15 protein-coding genes are annotated in these 16,268 nt (G+C 65.4%); 11 read left to right on the top strand and 4 right to left on the bottom strand.

Annotated features, from left to right (window positions below):
* Positions 1–122 precede the first annotated feature (122 nt).
* A complete protein-coding gene (locus HZB53_10085) occupies positions 123–2,060 on the top strand; it encodes a S9 family peptidase (GenBank protein MBI5877991.1) in 1,938 nt (645 codons plus the stop codon).
* Positions 2,061–2,205: 145 nt separating this feature from the next.
* On the opposite strand, the gene cadA is transcribed toward HZB53_10085, so the two are convergent.
* Together cadA and HZB53_10075 are read right to left on the bottom strand one after the other, a co-directional pair.
* Positions 2,206–4,293, bottom strand: a complete 2,088-nt coding sequence (gene cadA, locus HZB53_10080) for a cadmium-translocating P-type ATPase (GenBank protein MBI5877990.1) — start codon at positions 4,291–4,293, stop codon at positions 2,206–2,208.
* Positions 4,294–4,296: 3 nt separating this feature from the next.
* On the bottom strand, positions 4,297–4,641 hold the full coding sequence (locus HZB53_10075) for a helix-turn-helix transcriptional regulator (GenBank protein MBI5877989.1): 345 nt from the start codon (positions 4,639–4,641) through the stop codon (positions 4,297–4,299).
* A 409-nt stretch (positions 4,642–5,050) separates the two neighbouring features.
* On the opposite strand from HZB53_10075, the gene HZB53_10070 reads away from it, so the two are divergent.
* A complete protein-coding gene (locus tag HZB53_10070) occupies positions 5,051–5,818 on the top strand; it encodes a hypothetical protein (GenBank protein ID MBI5877988.1) in 768 nt (255 codons plus the stop codon).
* Here the strand turns inward: HZB53_10070 and HZB53_10065 are convergent.
* The gene (locus HZB53_10065) at positions 5,767–5,943 is read right to left on the bottom strand and encodes a hypothetical protein (GenBank protein ID MBI5877987.1); all 177 of its coding nucleotides are present in this window, start codon (positions 5,941–5,943) and stop codon (positions 5,767–5,769) included. The two genes, HZB53_10070 and HZB53_10065, sit on opposite strands and share 52 nt — an antisense overlap.
* A gap of 26 nt (positions 5,944–5,969) precedes the next feature.
* Positions 5,970–6,275 carry a hypothetical protein gene (locus HZB53_10060; GenBank protein MBI5877986.1) on the bottom strand — a complete coding sequence of 102 codons (306 nt, stop codon included), beginning with the start codon at positions 6,273–6,275 and terminating at the stop codon, positions 5,970–5,972.
* Between the two features lie 339 nt (positions 6,276–6,614).
* On the opposite strand from HZB53_10060, the gene HZB53_10055 reads away from it, so the two are divergent.
* The 9 genes from HZB53_10055 to HZB53_10015 all read left to right on the top strand — a co-directional run bounded on the left by HZB53_10055 (position 6,615) and on the right by HZB53_10015 (position 16,197).
* Complete coding sequence (locus HZB53_10055; GenBank protein MBI5877985.1) at positions 6,615–7,127, top strand: adenine phosphoribosyltransferase; 513 nt, start codon at positions 6,615–6,617, stop codon at positions 7,125–7,127.
* A gap of 411 nt (positions 7,128–7,538) precedes the next feature.
* Positions 7,539–8,366: a bifunctional DNA-formamidopyrimidine glycosylase/DNA-(apurinic or apyrimidinic site) lyase gene (mutM, locus tag HZB53_10050; protein MBI5877984.1), complete on the top strand. Its 828-nt coding sequence runs from the start codon at positions 7,539–7,541 to the stop codon at positions 8,364–8,366.
* Positions 8,366–9,145 carry a hypothetical protein gene (locus tag HZB53_10045; GenBank protein MBI5877983.1) on the top strand — a complete coding sequence of 260 codons (780 nt, stop codon included), beginning with the start codon at positions 8,366–8,368 and terminating at the stop codon, positions 9,143–9,145. The genes mutM and HZB53_10045 overlap by 1 nt, the downstream gene beginning before the upstream one ends.
* A gap of 49 nt (positions 9,146–9,194) precedes the next feature.
* On the top strand, positions 9,195–9,734 hold the full coding sequence (locus HZB53_10040) for a hypothetical protein (GenBank protein MBI5877982.1): 540 nt from the start codon (positions 9,195–9,197) through the stop codon (positions 9,732–9,734).
* Between the two features lie 16 nt (positions 9,735–9,750).
* Positions 9,751–10,896, top strand: a complete 1,146-nt coding sequence (locus HZB53_10035) for a M20 family metallopeptidase (protein MBI5877981.1) — start codon at positions 9,751–9,753, stop codon at positions 10,894–10,896.
* 174 nt (positions 10,897–11,070) lie between these two features.
* Positions 11,071–12,141, top strand: coding sequence for a M20/M25/M40 family metallo-hydrolase (locus HZB53_10030; protein ID MBI5877980.1), 1,071 nt, complete (start codon positions 11,071–11,073; stop codon positions 12,139–12,141).
* Positions 12,142–12,776: 635 nt separating this feature from the next.
* On the top strand, positions 12,777–13,652 hold the full coding sequence (locus tag HZB53_10025) for a sugar ABC transporter permease (protein ID MBI5877979.1): 876 nt from the start codon (positions 12,777–12,779) through the stop codon (positions 13,650–13,652).
* A 16-nt stretch (positions 13,653–13,668) separates the two neighbouring features.
* A complete protein-coding gene (locus HZB53_10020; protein ID MBI5877978.1) occupies positions 13,669–14,595 on the top strand; it encodes a carbohydrate ABC transporter permease in 927 nt (308 codons plus the stop codon).
* Between the two features lie 375 nt (positions 14,596–14,970).
* Entirely contained in the window at positions 14,971–16,197 is a 1,227-nt protein-coding gene (locus HZB53_10015; GenBank protein MBI5877977.1) for an ABC transporter substrate-binding protein, read from the top strand.
* Positions 16,198–16,268: the final 71 nt, after the last annotated feature.

Raw genomic sequence — 16,268 nt, 5'->3', positions numbered from 1 at the left:
GAATTGCTGGTAGTTGCGGCGGCGCCCCGGTTTGTGGTAATCTGGAGGCGTAGGGCCGCCGCATCACGCGGGGCTCTGCGCCTTCTGGTTTTCAACGGCACGTTTGATCGAGGAGCATGCCCGTGAGTACATCTGCAATTGCACCGTACGGCTCGTGGAAATCGCCGATTACGTCCGACCTGATCGCTGCCGCGACGATCCGCTTCGGCGACGTGTCGCTCGACGGCGGCACGGTGACCTGGTCGGAGTCGCGGCCCTGGGAGCAGGGCCGGCTCGTCGTGGCGCGCCGCGCGCCGGACGGCACGATCACGGACATTAATCCGGCGCCCTATAACGCGCGCACCCGCGCGCACGAATACGGTGGCGCGGCATTTGTGGTGGACGGCGGCACGCTCTTCTTTGCGAACTTCGCCGACCAGCGCCTCTACCGGCAAGATGCCGGCGCTGCGCCGCTGCCGCTCTCGCCCGCCGTCGATCTGCGCTATGCCGACGGCGTCATGGATCGCCGCCGCCACCGTATCATCGCCGTGCGCGAGGACCACACCGGCCCCGGCGAGGCGGTCAACACGTTGGCGGCGATCGATAGCGAGGGCGACGAGCGCGGCGGCACCGTGCTCGCTTCCGGCTTCGACTTCTTCTCGACGCCGCGCCTGAGCGCCAACGGCGCGCGGCTCGCGTGGCTGTGCTGGAACCATCCCAACATGCCGTGGGACGGCTGCGAGTTGTGGCTGGCCGATCTTGACGACGCGGGCGCGCCACAGAACGCCCGCCGGATCGCCGGCGGCATCAGCGAGTCGATCTTTCAGCCGGAGTGGGCGCCCGATGGCACGCTCTATTTCGTCTCGGACCGCACCGGCTGGTGGAATATGAATCGCTGGCGCGACGATTACACCGACGCCATCTGCCCGATGGAAGCCGAGTTCGGCCGCCCGCAGTGGGCGTTCGGCATCTCGGCCTACGCCGTACTCTCCGCGCAGCAGTTGATTTGCGCTTACGTGGTCAACGGCGAGGCGCGGCTCGCGCTGCTCGACACGGCGAGTGGGCAGTTGACCCCGGTCGCGACGCCGTACACCGACATCTCGCACGTGCACGCCGCCAACGGGCAGGTCGTCTTCATCGGCGGCGCGCCGGCCGAGCCGTACTCGCTGGTGCTGCTCGATCTGACCAGCGGGAAGCACGAAGTCATCCGGCGCGCAATGAGCGTCACGCCCGATCCGGGGTATGTGTCGACGCCGCGCGCGATCGAGTTCCCGACGGCCAACGGGCTGACGGCGCACGCGTTCTACTACCCGCCGCACAACCGCGACTTCAGCGCGCCCGCCGGCGAGTTGCCGCCGCTACACGTCAAGGCGCACGGCGGGCCGACCGGCTCAACCTCTACGACGCTGAGCCTCGGCACGCAGTATTGGACCAGCCGCGGCTTCGCGGTGCTCGATGTGAACTACGGCGGCAGCACCGGCTACGGCACGGCCTACCGCCGCCGTCTGAACGGGCAGTGGGGCATCGTGGACGTGGATGACGTGGTGCACGCGGCGCGCTACTGCGTGGAGCACGGCCTGGCCGACAGCAACCGACTCTGCATTGCCGGCGGCAGCGCGGGCGGCTTCACCACGCTGGCCGTGCTGACCTTCCGCACGCAGTTCAAGGCCGGCGCCAGCCACTACGGCGTGAGCGACCTGGAGGCGTTGGCGCGCGACACGCACAAATTCGAGTCGCGCTACCTCGACAGCATGATCGGGCCGTACCCGGCGCGGCGCGACCTCTACCTCGCACGCTCGCCGATCTACCACACCGACCGCCTGCACGTGCCGCTGATCCTCCTGCAGGGGCTGGAGGACAAGGTCGTGCCGCCCAACCAGGCGGAGATCATGTTCGAGGCGGTCAAGCGCAAGGGATTGCCGGTCGCCTACGTGCCGTTCGAGGGCGAGCAGCACGGCTTCCGCCAGGCGAAGAACATCAAGCGCGCGCTCGACGCCGAGTTCTACTTCTACGCGAAAGTGTTCGGCTTTACGCCGGCCGACCCGATCGAGCCGGTGCCGATCGAGAATCTGCCGCAATGATCAGCCGTTGACATAATGATACCGGCTGTCTTGCAGTGACACGGTCGAGTGTGCCACTTTTGTCATTCGGCAAAAGCGCGCAGTACAATATAGCCTCCGTTCAGGCATCATACGCGTCAAGAACGCCGCCGGCAGAGGCTACCCTCTACTTCTGCCGCAACAACCGCGACGAATTGGCCAGGATGCCGATATCCGGCAGTGACTGCGCGGCCGCGGCGAAGATCGGCGGCAGGAAGCCAAATGCGGCCAGCGAGAGGCCGACCAGATTATAGACTGCCGTGAACGCGATGTTCATCTTCACCACCCGCATCGTGCGTTGCGCAATCCGCAGCACCTGCGGCACCAGCATCCAGTCCTCGCGCATCAGCGCCACCCGCGCCGCCTCCAGCGCCACGTCGCTGCCCGCCGCGCCCATGGCGATACCGACGTCCGCCTGGGCCAGCGCCGGCGCATCGTTCACACCGTCGCCGATCATCACGACGACGCGGCCTTTGGCTTGATACTCTTTCACGATCGCGATCTTGTGCTCCGGCAGCAGATTGGCGCGATACGATACGTGTAGTTGACCGGCCAGCGCGGCCGCCGTGCGCTCGTTGTCGCCGGTCAGCAGTTCAATCTGTTTGATGCCGAGCGCGCGCACCTGCTCCAGCGCACCGGGCACTTCCGGTCGCAGCGTGTCGGTCGCAGCCAGGATGCCGGCCACCGTCCCGTTTCGCGAAACGATTAGCAGCGTCTTGCCCTGCGCTTCCAACTCGTCCGCCTTGTCCAATGGGATCGGCGCGCCCATTGCCCGGCGGCTGCCAACCGTCACGGCCACGCCATCGATCTGTGCGCGCACACCCAGCCCTGGCAGTGCCTGAAAGTCGCGGGGCTCATGCAGTGCCAGTCCCCGCTCGTGCGCCGCTTCGCGCACCGCCTGCGCCAGCGGGTGTTCGGAGTAACGCTCCGCCGATGCCGCCAGCGTCAGCAGTTCCGTTTCGCCGGTGCCGTCCAGCGCGACGATGTCGGTGATTTGCGGCTTGCCGAGCGTCAGCGTGCCGGTCTTGTCGAGCAGCAGCACATCGGCGCGCGCCAGGATCTCCAGGTAGCGACCGCCCTTGATCAGCAGGCCGCGTTTGGCGCCGGCGCCGACCGAGGCCAGCATGGCTATCGGCGTCGCCAGCGCAAACGAGCACGAGCAGGCGACGACCAGCACCGCGGCGGTTGCCAGCGGGTCCTGCCGCAGCAGCAGCGTCAGGGCCGCGACGCTGGCGACCACCGGCAGGTAGATCGCCGAGAACTTGTCAGCGATTCGCTGCACGCTGGCGCGGTGTGTTTCGGCCTCTTCGACGAGCTTGATCACGCGCCCGAACGTCGTATCCGCGCCGATATGGGTAGCGCGTACCCGCAGGCTGCCCAGCCGCGCAAACGTCGCCGCGTAGACCTTTGAGCCTGGCCCGGCTTCGACCGGCATCGACTCGCCGGTGATGGTCGCCTGGTCGACCGTCGCCTGGCCGCCGACGACCTCGCCATCCACCGGAATCTGCTCGCCGGGCCGCACGACGACGATCTCGCCGGCGCGCACCTCCCCCACCGGCACATCGACTTCGGCGCCGCCGCGCTCGACACGCGCCGTCTGCGGTGCAAGCGCCGTCAAATCCTTGATGGCGCGCCGGGCGCGCTCGGTCGTGAACCGCTCGGCATAATCGCCGACGCGCATGAAAAATACGACGACGGCGGCCGTGGCCCACTGCCCGACGACCAGCGCGGCCAGCACGCCGACGCTCATGAGCGTGTGGGCGATGACCTGCCGCCGGAGCGTCGCCTGCACGACGTTGCGAAACACCGGGTACCCGAAGACGAGCACCACCGCCAGGCCGACCGGCCACGGCACGCGCGCCGTGAGCGCCTCGAACAGGCCAAACCACTCGCCCACAACCACGATGAACAGCACCGCCATGAAGACGATGCCGAACAGAGTGAGCACCGGCCGCGTGAAATCCGCCAGCGCGGGTTTCACCGCGGCGGCCGGCACGGCGTCGGGCACAGAGTAGCCTGCGCCGGCCACCGCCCGGCGAATGGCCGGCAAGTCGACCTGCTGCGGGTCCAGCTCAATGACCGCTTTTTCGGAAGACAGCAGCACATTCACTGACGATACACCGGGCAGGGCGGCAATCGCATGCTGGACATGCTGGGTGCAGTCGTGGCAGTCCATGCCGCGCACGGGCACTTCAAGTGTCTGCAAACTGGCCATCGCTTAGCTCCGCTCATTAGGGTTATAGCGCGTGCACTGGTAGATGCCCTTGGCGACGTCGGCCAGCAGTTCGTCGGCCAGGTTCAGCAGGCGGCCGACGCGCTTGTCGCTCAAGGCGTAGCGCACGAACCGTCCCTCCGGCGACGCGGCAACCAGCCCGCAGTCGCGCAGGCAGCTCAGGTGATTGGAGACATTCGACTGGCTGAGGCGCGTCGCCTCCACGATCTCGCCGACCGTCAGCGGGCCATCGCGCAGCGCATCCAGTATCGACAAGCGCGATGGGTCGGCGAACCCGCGAAACAGCTTGGCTTTCAGCCCCGCCGCTTGCGTCCGGGCAGTCACGAGCATGGCGCAATCCTCATTTCATCATATTATCACATCAGCAGATGATGATATATTAGCGGCAAACTGAATACGTGACAAGTCGCGCGCCGCCGCGGAGTGTGCGAGGCACAAGCCCGTACGGGCGCGGTCTGTGCGCTCGCTCCCCGCGCTCAAGGCAGACGCGGCATGAGGACGCCGGCTGAGCCTGTCGAAGCCGAAGCCTGCTCGCCTCTACACGAGCGCGACGAGCGCGGCGACCGGATACGTGATCCGCTGATGCTGAAAACCGCGTTCCGGGGCCACTGGCGCAAGACCTCGACGGGCACCCCAGTTGTGCATCCGCGCTCGACAAAGTGCTATAATTCCGAGCATGGCCACCAATCGTCGCACTCTCATTGGTATCACGGCGGCCGTATTTGGCTGCCTCTTATGCATGCTCTGCGCAATATTTAGTTCGCAGATCGGCTCGTCGCCGGCGACGCCCACCCGCATCGCGCTGTCCACGCGGGCCGCGACGCCGGCGGACACCCGCATGCCCCCGGCGCCGACCGCCACGGAACCGACCGTGCGGGATCCCGTCGATACACCGCTGCCGAGGCGCACCCCGGAGCCCGCCGACACACACACGCGGATGGCGACGCCGCCCGGCACTGACACGCCGACACGGGTGCCGACGAGCACCACCGCACCCCGGATCATCCCGACGGTGACGCCGACGCTGACCCGCCCGCCGACGCATACGCGCACCAACACGCCGCACGCAACCGATACACCGACCCGCACGCCCACCGTCACGCCGACGCTCGACCACGCACCGCCAACGATCACCAACATGGCTGTTTCCCCGACAGCGCTGACGTATTCCTGCGGCGGCAGCGGCAACGTCACCATCACCGCCAACGTGAGCGATGCATCGACGCTGTCGTCGGTGACGGCGTACTCGGCGTACTGGCGTTCCGGCGCCAGCAGCGCGGCTTCGCCGCTGGCCAGCACGCCGATGCAATTCTTTCTCGTGAATCTGCCGGGCAGCCCCCCGCGCTCATGGTGGGGCGGCACGATCGACGCGTCGGATTCCGCGTACTACCTCGGCGGCAGCAACGGCTGGCTACAGTATTACATTGGCGCAACCGACAACAAGGGCAATACGGGCTACACACCGGCCGGCTGGATCGCCATCACCGGATACGCGTGCATCAAGTAATGCACGACTAAGCGGTTGCCAACACCGCGCCGGTGCACGAACTGGTTGGCGCCGGCGCGCGGCTTGACGGCGTGGTAACGGCGCGCTGCGTCCTCTTGCAGGGCTTCTCCATAGTTGCGTGACATCCCAACGCGATCGCTCTCTGAGAAGTCTAGGTCGCCGCGGCGACGTGCGTGCGGACAGAAACTGGTACGCCGGACTGCCAACCCGTCATGCCGGCGAAAGCCGGCATCCAGCGCTGCTGCCCCTGGGCCCCGGCTTTCGCCGGAGCGACAACCGGTGACGCTTTGGTGCCGAATGCAGCGAAGTTTCTGAACAGCTCGTCGAATGACGCGGCCAGTCGGCTGATGCGCTTCGACAAGCTCAGCGCCCGCGCTTCGACGGGAGTGCTTTTCACTGCGGGAAAGTCCGCGTACCAGCCGCGCTGCCAGCAATTCTCATTTTGAAGTCTGGCCACCAGGTTGCCCCCTCATCCCCTGCGCGCGGGGGAGCAGGGGAAAAACTAACGGGGAGGTGCGCGGCGGCGCAGCCGCCACGCACCTCCCCTTAGAATCTCTCCCCCTCCCAACGAAGTTGGGAGGGGGCCGGGGGGAGGGAAGCACGCATTATTCGTCGAATTGGCTTGCGTGATAAGCACCTGAACTCCAGCGCATGACAAGCCGACATTGGAACGTACCCGGCCAAAGCCAAATTGAGAATTGCTGCCGCGCTGCCGCGCAATTGGCGCGCGCCGCCGCGCAACGGTATAATATCGTCGGTTTGATGTGCCTATCTCTGCCGCTTGAAGGAGCCTGTAATGGATTTGGCCTCGCTCGTGCGCAATATTCCCGACTTTCCGGTCAAAGGTATTCAATTCAAGGATGTCACCACGCTGTTAAAGGAAGGACCGGCGTTTAACCAGGCGATCATGGATCTGGTCGCGCCGTTCGCCGCCAGGCAAGTTGAGCTGGTTGCGGCGGTCGAGTCGCGCGGCTTCATTTTTGGCGCTCCGGCGGCCTATCAGTTGAAGGCAGGCTTCGTGCCGGTGCGCAAACTCGGCAAGCTGCCCGCGCAGAAGATCAATGAGTCGTACACGCTGGAATACGGCGCGGAGACGCTGGAGATGCACATCGATGCGCTCGCCAAGGGACAGCGCGTGTTGATCGTCGACGACCTGATCGCTACGGGCGGATCGGCGCGCGCTACCGTGAACCTGATCGAGCGGCTCGGCGGGCAGGTGGTCGGGCTGGCATTTCTGATCGAATTGAAGTTTCTGAGCGGCCGCGAGCGCCTGCCGGGCTACGATATTCACTCGGTCATCCAGTACTAACAAACCATACATGCGAGCAACGCGAGAGGGCTGCCGCGGGTTGGCAGCCCCTTTTTGTTTGTGCGCAGGAACGCGGGTAGCAATTCTCATTTTGAAGTCTGGCCCCCAGGTTGTCCCCTCATCCCCTGCTCCCCCGCGCGCGGGGGAGCAGGGGAAAACCTAACGGGGAGGTGCGCGGCGGCGCAGCCGCCACGCACCTCCCCTTAGAATCTCTCCCCCTCCCAACGAAGTTGGGAGGGGGTCGGGGGGAGGGAAGCACTCATTATTCGTCGAATTGGCTTGCGTGATAAGCACCTGAACTCCAGCGCATGACAAGCCGACATTGGAACGTACCCGGCCAAAGCCAAATTGAGAATTGCTGGAACGCGGGTTTCTGGATTGCCGAAACGCGGGTAAAATGGGATTCTGAGTATGCCTGAGCTTCCCGAGGTCGAGACCGTTGTGCGCCGCCTGCGGCCGGAACTGGTCGGCCGCATTATCACGCGCGCCGATGTATACTGGCCGCGCACCATTGAGTCATTGCCGCCGGCTGTCTTTTGCCGCCGCATGCGCGGCCAGACGGTCACCGCCATCGACCGGCGCGCCAAATACCTGCTGTTCCGCCTCTCCGGCGGCGCAACACTGGTGGCGCACCTGCGCATGACCGGCGATTTTAGCTTGCATGCCGCCGCCGACCGGCCCGACGGTTATGCGCGCGCCCGTTTCGTGCTCGACGATGGCCGCGCGCTCTGGTTCAGCGATACGCGCAAATTCGGGCGACTGGCGCTGACCGCCGATCCCGATGCGCGCCTGTCGCACCTGGGCCCGGAGCCGTTGGCGCGCCAGTTCACGCCGCGCGCGCTGGCCGGCATTCTGAGCGGCCGCCCGACGCCGATCAAGCCGTTCCTGCTCGATCAAGGCCGCATCGCCGGGCTGGGCAACATCTATGCCGACGAGGCGCTGCACCATGCGGCCATCGACCCGCGGCGGCCGGCCCGGGACCTGACCGCCGCCGAGGCGGAGCGGCTGCACGCCGCGATTCAGTTCGTGCTGCGCAAGGGTATCCGACTGGGCGGCTCGACGCTGCATGACGGCCGCTTCCGCGATCCGTCCGGCAAGCGCGGCAAGATGCAGGACGAGTTCGTCGTCTACCATGATCCGCGCCGCGAGCAGAAGACCTGCCCGCGCTGCGGCACGCGCATTGCGCACACGGTGATCGCACAACGCAGCGCGCACTACTGTCCCGGGTGCCAGCGCTAATGTCGGACGTTCTGCCGGTCTTCATTATCGCGTCCCTGGCCATTCTGGCCCTTCTCGTCGGGTTGTGGGCGGCATGGCGACTGTTTTTCAAAGGCGGCGCCCTGCGTGATGCGGTCGAACTTGAGACTGAGCCGGTTGCGTTCACGGCGTCCGGCGCGCCCGCAGCGACTGCGCCGTTCGTTGCGGCCGCGCCGCCGGGTGAACTGCTGCGCATTGAGCGCGATGGCGCGGACGGCCAGCTTATCGTGTGGATCAGCGGGCGGCGCGTGGACCGCGTGAGCGAGATCGGCGACGAGCCGCTGCGTAACGCGATGCGCGTGGTGCTTTCGGCGCTGATGGCGTCGCCGCCGAGTGAGGGCAAGTCTAGCACGCCCCCGACAGTCTCGGCCGCGGAAGCGGCAGCACCAGGCGCATTGGTTGCTGAGTCGCTTCCCGCGCCGCTTGATTTCGATGAGAACTTCGAGCGCCCCTTCCTGACGCGCCTGCGCGAGAGCATGCTGCGTCCCCGAAGCTACGCCGCTCCGGCAACGCCCAGACCGGCCAAAGACAAGGCGGGCAGGCACGAAGCGCCGCCGGAATGGATGTTCGCCCGCATTAACGACATATTGCAGCGCATGCTGCGCGAACAGCCTGGCATGACGGACATCGAGATTGCGGGCGACGGCCCCGATATTCGGCTCCGCATGAACGGCCAGACCTACACCAGCATCGACGCCGTGCCGGACGAGCGCGCTCGCGCGCTGATCCGGGCCGCCGTGGCCGAATGGGAGCGCACCTGAGCGTCCCCGTCGCGCCGTGACCCAATCTTACTTTTTCGAGGACAAACCCATGAGCCTGTACCCAAACAATGACGAACCGGTGTATGAAGCGCAGCGCCCCGCGCCGCCGATGCTGTGGATCGGCCTCACGGCGCTCTTTGCGCTGTGCTGCTGCATCTTTTTTGTGATTGCGGCGGCCGAAGCGGTCTTCCTGTTCGGCGGCGGCATGACCACGGGCGATAGCTCCGCGGCGGCCGGCAAGCCGGCGTTTGGCGATATCAAGTTCTATCTGACTGCGCCTTCCAGCACGACGGGCAAGCCGAGCGGCGCCAGCGTGGACAACGCCCCGGTGGGCAGCAAGACGGTCTATGCGTGTTTCACCTATACCGGCATGCCGAAAACCGGCGCGACGTGGGGCTACGAATGGCAGAAGGACAGCAATCCGATCGCGGGGGCCAGCAAGGCCGACCAGCGCTGGAGTAAGGAAGGTAGCGGCTCGCAGTGTGTGTCTCTGACCGACGACAAGGGTCTAAAGGCCGGCGCTTACGACCTGTCAGTTACGTTGAATGGCAAAGAAGCGCAATTTGGCACAATCACGGTCGGTCAGTAAGCCGGGCGCCTACGTAATGCCAACACTACGCGATATCTATACCCATCTGCAGAACGAGCAGGGCGCGCTGATGCACACGCTGCGCCGGCTCGTCGAGCACGAGACGCCGACCGACAACAAAGCGGCGATCGACCGCGCGCAGGAGTTCCTGGCCGGCGAGTTCGACGCGCTGGAGGCGCAGGTCGCGGTCTTGCCGCAGGCCGAGGCGGGCAACCAGCTGCGCGTCACGTTCAACGCGCAGGCGGCCGGGCCGCAACTCACGATTCTGACGCATATCGACACCGTGTACCCGCTCGGCACGCTGGCGGAGATGCCGTACCACGAAGACGGCCAGTTGGCATACGGTCCGGGCATCTTCGACATGAAGGGCGGCATCGTCATCGCGCTCTACGCGCTCAAGGCGCTGCGCGACCTGGCCGCGCCGCTCGCGCGCCGCGTCGTATTTGTCGTGACGAGCGACGAGGAGACCGGCAGCCACACCAGCCGCGCGCTGATTGAGGACGAGGCGCGCCGCAGCGACACGGTGCTTGTGCTGGAACCGGGCGTAGGCCCGCACGGCGCGATCAAGACGTGGCGCAAGGGCATCGGCGGCTTCCGGCTGGCGATCAAGGGCCGCGCCGCGCACGCCGGCGCCGACCCGGACAAAGGCCGGAGCGCGATCGTGGAGATGTCCCATCAGGTGCTGCGCATCCATGCGCTCAACAACCCGGCGAAAGGCACGTCGGTCAACGTCGGCGTGCTGAACGCCGGCACGCGCAGCAATGTCGTGCCGGCCGAAGCGGTCGCGCAGATCGACGTGCGCGTGATGACGACGGCCGAGTGGGACCGCATTGCGCAGACGATGAACGGCCTGTCGCCCGTCACGCCGGACACGACGCTCGCCGTCAGCGGCGCGCTGAACCGCCCACCGATGGAGCGCACCCCGGCTATCCTGTCGCGCTACGCCGTGGCGAAAGAACTGGCGGCGCAGATCGGCTATGCGCTGGACGAAACGGGCACGGGCGGCGGCAGCGACGGCAACTTCACCGCCGCGCTCGGCATCCCGACGCTGGACGGGCTTGGCGCGGTGGGCAATGGCGCGCACTCGCCCAGCGAGTTTGTGACCATGCCCGCGCTCCCGAAGCGCGCCGCGCTGATCGCCGGCTTGCTCCGGACACTGTAGGAACAGGCGAACCCGTCCGGGGCCAATGCGGCTCCGGACGATCCCTTTCTAAGACGGCTAAACATCAAGATACAAAGGCACAAAGGCACAAAGGACATCTCTCGCGAGAGCCTTCTTTGTGTCTTCGTGTCTTGGTGTTGCATTTGATATTTCCATAAGCGAGGAGAGAACGCCATGAAGGCAGAACTGTTCAGCACCCTGAAAGACCTGACAAAACTGCATGCGCCGCCGGGGTTTGAGCAACCCGTGGTGCGCTACCTGCGCGACGCGTTTGCGGGGTTGGCCGATGCGGTGGAGATCGACACGTTTGGCAATCTCTACGCCATCAAGCGCGGGCGCGCCGACCATCCGCGCCTGATAGTGGAAGCGCACTCCGATGAGATCGGCGGCGTCATCAAGAGCATTCTGCCCGACGGCTATCTCAAGATCGACCGGCTGGGCGGCGTGCTCGACGCGTTGATCATCAGCCGCAAGGTCTGGGTCAACGGGCACCTCGGCGTCGTCGGCGCGAAGTCGGGGCATCTGCAGTCGCCCGACGAGCGCGCGAAGGTGCAGGTCATGGACAACCTGTATGTGGACGTTGGCGCGGCGTCGGCTGACGAGGCGCGCGCCATGGGCATCGAGATCGGATCGCCGTGGGTCTGGCTGAGCGAACTGGAGACGATGACGAACCCCGACCGGCTGGTCGGCAAGGCGATTGATAACCGCGTCTCGTGCGCGATCCTGCTGCAACTGTTCCGCGAATTGAAGGGCGTTGCGATCGATGGCACGCTGGTGGGCGTGGTTGCGGTGCAGGAAGAGGTCGGTCTGCGCGGCGCGAAGGTGGCCGCCGAGCACGCTGCGCCGGACTACGCCGTGGTGGTCGACACATTCATGAGCGGTGACACGCCCGACGTGGACTACTACCGCGAGATGCCGACCGGCATCGGGCGCGGGCCGGTAATGCTGCTGGCGAACAGCGGGCATATCATGGGCGCGCCGATGAAGACGATCATGGACGCCGCCGCGCGCCGCGCCGGCGTCGCCTACCAGCGCGCCACCGTGATCGGCAAGTCGAGCACCGACGCGGCGTCGATCCACCTGGCGCGCGAGGGCATCCCGACCGCGGGCGTTGGCATCTGCCGCCGCTACTCGCACTCGCCGGTTGAAACGATGGACATCAACGACGCGGTCGGCGCCGTGCGCTGGCTGCGTGCGCTGGCCGAGACGATGGATGCGGACGGCAGACGGCTGGCGTTTGTGTAGAGGCGGCAGGAGCGCGGATTTACATCACGCTCCGGTAGAGATGGGGGTGGCCGGGCGCGTGCAACGTGCCCCGGCGGCCTCGCTCCACATCCGCGCAGAAGCAGGTCGCTGATCCGCTGGTCAGCGACCTGCTTCTATCTTGTGAAGGATCTACTGTCGTGGGCGCACAATCTGCTGACGCCTCATGGGGGGCAGCAATTCTCATTTTGGAGCCGGCCGCCAGGTTGCCCTCTCATCCTCTGGCCCCTTTCTCCCCCGCGCGCGCGGAGGAGAAAGGGGAAAAGCTAACGGGGATTGGCGCGGCGGCGCAGCCGCCGCGCACCTCCCCTTAGGATCTCGCCCCCTCCCAACTTCGTTGGGAGGGGGTCGGGGGGAGGGCAACGCCGCTTTCTTGTCGAGCCAGCTTGCGTCACAAGCACCAGGGGGCCAGTTCATAGCAAGCCGGCATTGGAAAGTACCCGTCCAAAGCCAAAATGAGAATTGCTGCATGGGGGGGGTGTGATTGACAGGTGCTCCCACTACTCATACAATGAGAGTGCAAATCCCATTAGGCGGAGCCACCGGCCACGATGCAGACTGTTATTCCGACCCAGCCCCTGATTCGACGCGACGCCGCTTCCATTCGGCGAGCGCAGATGCGTTCCATACGCAATTTTCTGACGGCGATGTTGTTCCTCTCGCCATCGCTCGTGATCTTCTTTTTGTTTGTCTTCATGCCGCTGGTCAAGACGATTGACCTGAGCACCTACCTGACCGACGCCATCGGCCGGCCGGTGGAGCGCACCTGGCTGGAGAACTACCAGCGCATCTTCACGGACAAGGACCTGGCCAACAGCCTGCGCATTTCGCTGGTTTTTGCGCTGTACGTCGTTCCGGGGTCGCTGGCGCTGGCGCTGTTTCTCGCCGTGCTGGGTAACCTGAGCCTGCGCGGCATCAGCGTCTTCCGCGTGATCTTCTCATCCACTATCGCCATTTCCGGCGCGACGGCCTCGCTGATCTTTCTGTTCCTGTTTCACCCGGCGATCGGCGTCTTCAACTTCATTCTCGATATTCTGAACTTGCCGCGCGTGGCCTGGCTGACGAGCGACACGACATCGCTGATGTCCGTCTCGCTGGTGTCGATCTGGCTGTCGCTGGGCTTCAACACGACGATCTTCCTGGCCGCCCTGCAGGGCATTTCACAGGAGCTGTATGAGAGCGCGCGCATCGACGGCGCCAGCTTCTGGGCGCAGTTCCGGTATATCACGGTGCCGCTCATTTCGCCGACGATCTTCTTCCTGATCGTCGTCAGCACGCTCGGCGCGCTGCAGACGTTCACGCAGATCAACATCATGACGCGTGGCGGCCCCGTCGAATCCACCAATGTGCTCGTGTACCTGATCTACCGGGCGTTCTACTTCAACGGGCAGTACGGCATCGCGGCCGCGCTGTCGGTGGTACTGTTCGTGATCATGCTCGGCCTGACCATCATCCAGTTCGGCGTGCTCGAACGCCGGGTCCACTACAGCTAGCCGCGGGCGCCTGACCATGAAAACCGAAGCGACCCAGAAAATCCTGCAGTACATGCTGCTGACCGGCATGGCGATCATCGTGCTGTTCCCGCTCTACCAGGCGGTGGTGACGAGCCTGGCGACGGAAGCCGACGTGTCGAACTACCCGCCGCAGTTGTTCCCGGTGCACTGGAACTTTGAGAACTTCACGCAGGCGCTGTCGATGGCGCCGATTCCGCGCTACCTGCTGAACAGCATCATCCAATCGTCGCTGGTCATGCTCTCGCACCTGGTGCTGGCGAGCCTGGCTGCCTATGCATTCGCGTTCATCGAATTCCCCTTCAAACCGGCGTTCTTCCTGCTGTTCCTGTCCACGATGATGATCCCGTGGGAAGCGACGATCATCCCGAACTACCAGTTCATCACGACCAAGACCTTCCCGCCGGACTGCCCGTCCAGCGACGTGCTGCGCGCGGGTATGCAGTTCTTCAAGGACCTGAGTCTGGTCAATTTCAACGTCAACGACTGCTCGTACAGCTTCAAGGACACCTATCTTGGGTTGGCGCTGCCGTACCTGGCGACGGCATTCGGCACATTCATGGTGCGCCAGTTCTTCATGGCGATTCCGCGCGACCTGTTCGATGCGGCGGTCATCGACGGCTGCGGCCAACTGCGCTTCCTGATGACGATTGCGGTGCCGCTCGCCCGCCCGGCACTCGGCACGCTGGCGGTGTACTCGTTCCTGCAGACGTACAACCAGTATCTATGGCCCCTGCTCGTCACGAACAAGGCGGAGATGCGCACCGTGCAGATCGGCCTGGCGCTCCTGCAGGACCAGGAGCGCTTCCTCTGGAACGTGGTGATGGCCGGCGTAGTCATGATCCTGGTGCCGACCTTTGCCCTGTTCATTATTGGAAACCGGCAATTGATACGCGGCCTGACGGCTGGCGCTGTCAAAGGCTAGCTGCCGCGCTTCGGACGATTTTGAAAGGAGGTGGTGCGCCCGCACGCGAACTGTTGCGCCCATGCTACCCAACTATCTGCTTATTCTCTTAGGAGGAGAACCTATCGCATGAAACGATTGACCTTTGTGTTACTGCTGGTGACCATGCTTGCCCTGATGGCCTGCGGCCCGACGACGACTGCCGCGCCGACTACCGCGCCCGCCGCGGCGGCGGCCACCGCGACCAAGCCGCCCGCCGCCCCGGCCGCCACCCCGACGACCGCGCTGGCGCAGGTAGTGACGCCGGGCGCCGCCGTGACGACCCCGACCGCTGTGCCGACCCGCGCACCGCGCGTGGCCCCCGCCGGCGCCACGCGCTTCGAGTTCTGGCACGCCATGGGCGGCTCGAACGGCGAAGCGATCGAGGAAATGGGCAAGCGCTACAATGCGCAGTCCAAGACCTGCTTCGTCGATCCGATCTTCCAGGGTTCGTATGACGACTCCCTGAACAAGATCAAGGCCGGCATCCAGTCGAAGGAAGTGCCCGCGCTGGCGCAGATGTTCGACCTGGCGACCGCGGTGCTGATCGACCTGCAGGTGACCAAGCCGATGCAGGACTTCATCGACGCCGACAAGTACGACATCAGCGACTACGAACCGAACGTGCTGGCGTACTACTCGGTCAGCGGCAAGCTGTACGGCATGCCGTTCAACACGTCGAACCCAATGCTGTACTACAACAAGGACGCGTTCAAGGCCGCCGGGCTCGACCCGAACAAGCCGCCGCGCACCTATGCCGAAGTGCTCGACGCCGCCAAGAAGCTGACGAAGAAGGATGCCGGCGGCAAGGTGTCGATGTACGGCTACTCGATGGCGATCTACGGCTGGTTCTTCGAGCAGCTGCTGGCCGCGTCGGGCGGTCTGTATCTGGACAATGGCAACGGCCGCGACGCGCGCGCCACGAAGGCGACGTTCAACTCGCCCGAGGGCGTGAAGATCATGCAGTGGTGGAAGGACGGCTTCGACCAGGGCGTCTTCGGCAACTTCGGCCGCGCCACGGCCGACACGCAGAAGGCGTTCGACGCCCAGCAGACGGCGATGATGATCGAATCGACCGCCGGCCTGCGCGCCCGCCTGGCCGCGGCGCAGGGCAAGTTCGAGCTCGGCACGGCCTACCTGCCGCGCCCGGATGAGGCGGCCTATACGAAGTCGGGCACGATCATCGGCGGCGCGTCGGTCTACATCATGAAGGACCGCCCGGCGGCCGAGCAGGGCTGCGCGTGGGACTTCGTCAAGTTCGTGACGTCGCCTGCGATTCAGGCGTACTGGCACACCGCCAGCGGCTACTATCCGGTCCGTAAGGCATCGTACGCCGTGCAGGAGGACAAGGACTGGGTCGCGAAGTATCCGCAGTTCACGACCGCAGTCGACCAACTGCACGCCGCGCCGAACATCCGCGCGACGCAGGGCGCGCTGACCGGTGTCATGCCGTCGGCCCGCCAGCGCACCGAACTGGCGATCGAGGAGTTGCTCGCCGGCAAGGCCAACGCGCAGCAGGCGCTGGATAACGCCGCGAACGATGTGACGAAGCTGATCGCCGACTACAACCGCACCGTCAAGTAGTCCGGCAGCATCAACCGATTTGGAGAGGGGGATGGGGTGTGGCATGCCCTATCCCCCTGTTTGTTTTCACT

Source organism: Chloroflexota bacterium, assembly GCA_016235055.1.
GTDB lineage: Bacteria > Chloroflexota > Anaerolineae > JACRMK01 > JACRMK01 > JACRMK01.
Note: the sequence above shows the minus strand (reverse complement) of the source record. Positions and strands in the feature narration are given on the sequence as shown.

Excerpts from the sequence above, each read along its gene's own strand:
- cadA (MBI5877990.1), bottom strand. The coding sequence starts at position 4,293 with ATGGCCAGTTTGCAGACACTTGAAGTGCCCGTGCGCGGCATGGACTGC.
- HZB53_10075 (MBI5877989.1), bottom strand. The coding sequence starts at position 4,641 with ATGCTCGTGACTGCCCGGACGCAAGCGGCGGGGCTGAAAGCCAAGCTG.
- HZB53_10070 (MBI5877988.1), top strand. The coding sequence starts at position 5,051 with ATGCTCTGCGCAATATTTAGTTCGCAGATCGGCTCGTCGCCGGCGACG.
- HZB53_10065 (MBI5877987.1), bottom strand. The coding sequence starts at position 5,943 with ATGTCACGCAACTATGGAGAAGCCCTGCAAGAGGACGCAGCGCGCCGT.
- HZB53_10055 (MBI5877985.1), top strand. The coding sequence starts at position 6,615 with ATGGATTTGGCCTCGCTCGTGCGCAATATTCCCGACTTTCCGGTCAAA.
- mutM (MBI5877984.1), top strand. The coding sequence starts at position 7,539 with ATGCCTGAGCTTCCCGAGGTCGAGACCGTTGTGCGCCGCCTGCGGCCG.
- HZB53_10045 (MBI5877983.1), top strand. The coding sequence starts at position 8,366 with ATGTCGGACGTTCTGCCGGTCTTCATTATCGCGTCCCTGGCCATTCTG.
- HZB53_10040 (MBI5877982.1), top strand. The coding sequence starts at position 9,195 with ATGAGCCTGTACCCAAACAATGACGAACCGGTGTATGAAGCGCAGCGC.
- HZB53_10035 (MBI5877981.1), top strand. The coding sequence starts at position 9,751 with ATGCCAACACTACGCGATATCTATACCCATCTGCAGAACGAGCAGGGC.
- HZB53_10030 (MBI5877980.1), top strand. The coding sequence starts at position 11,071 with ATGAAGGCAGAACTGTTCAGCACCCTGAAAGACCTGACAAAACTGCAT.
- HZB53_10025 (MBI5877979.1), top strand. The coding sequence starts at position 12,777 with ATGCGTTCCATACGCAATTTTCTGACGGCGATGTTGTTCCTCTCGCCA.
- HZB53_10020 (MBI5877978.1), top strand. The coding sequence starts at position 13,669 with ATGAAAACCGAAGCGACCCAGAAAATCCTGCAGTACATGCTGCTGACC.
- HZB53_10015 (MBI5877977.1), top strand. The coding sequence starts at position 14,971 with ATGGGCGGCTCGAACGGCGAAGCGATCGAGGAAATGGGCAAGCGCTAC.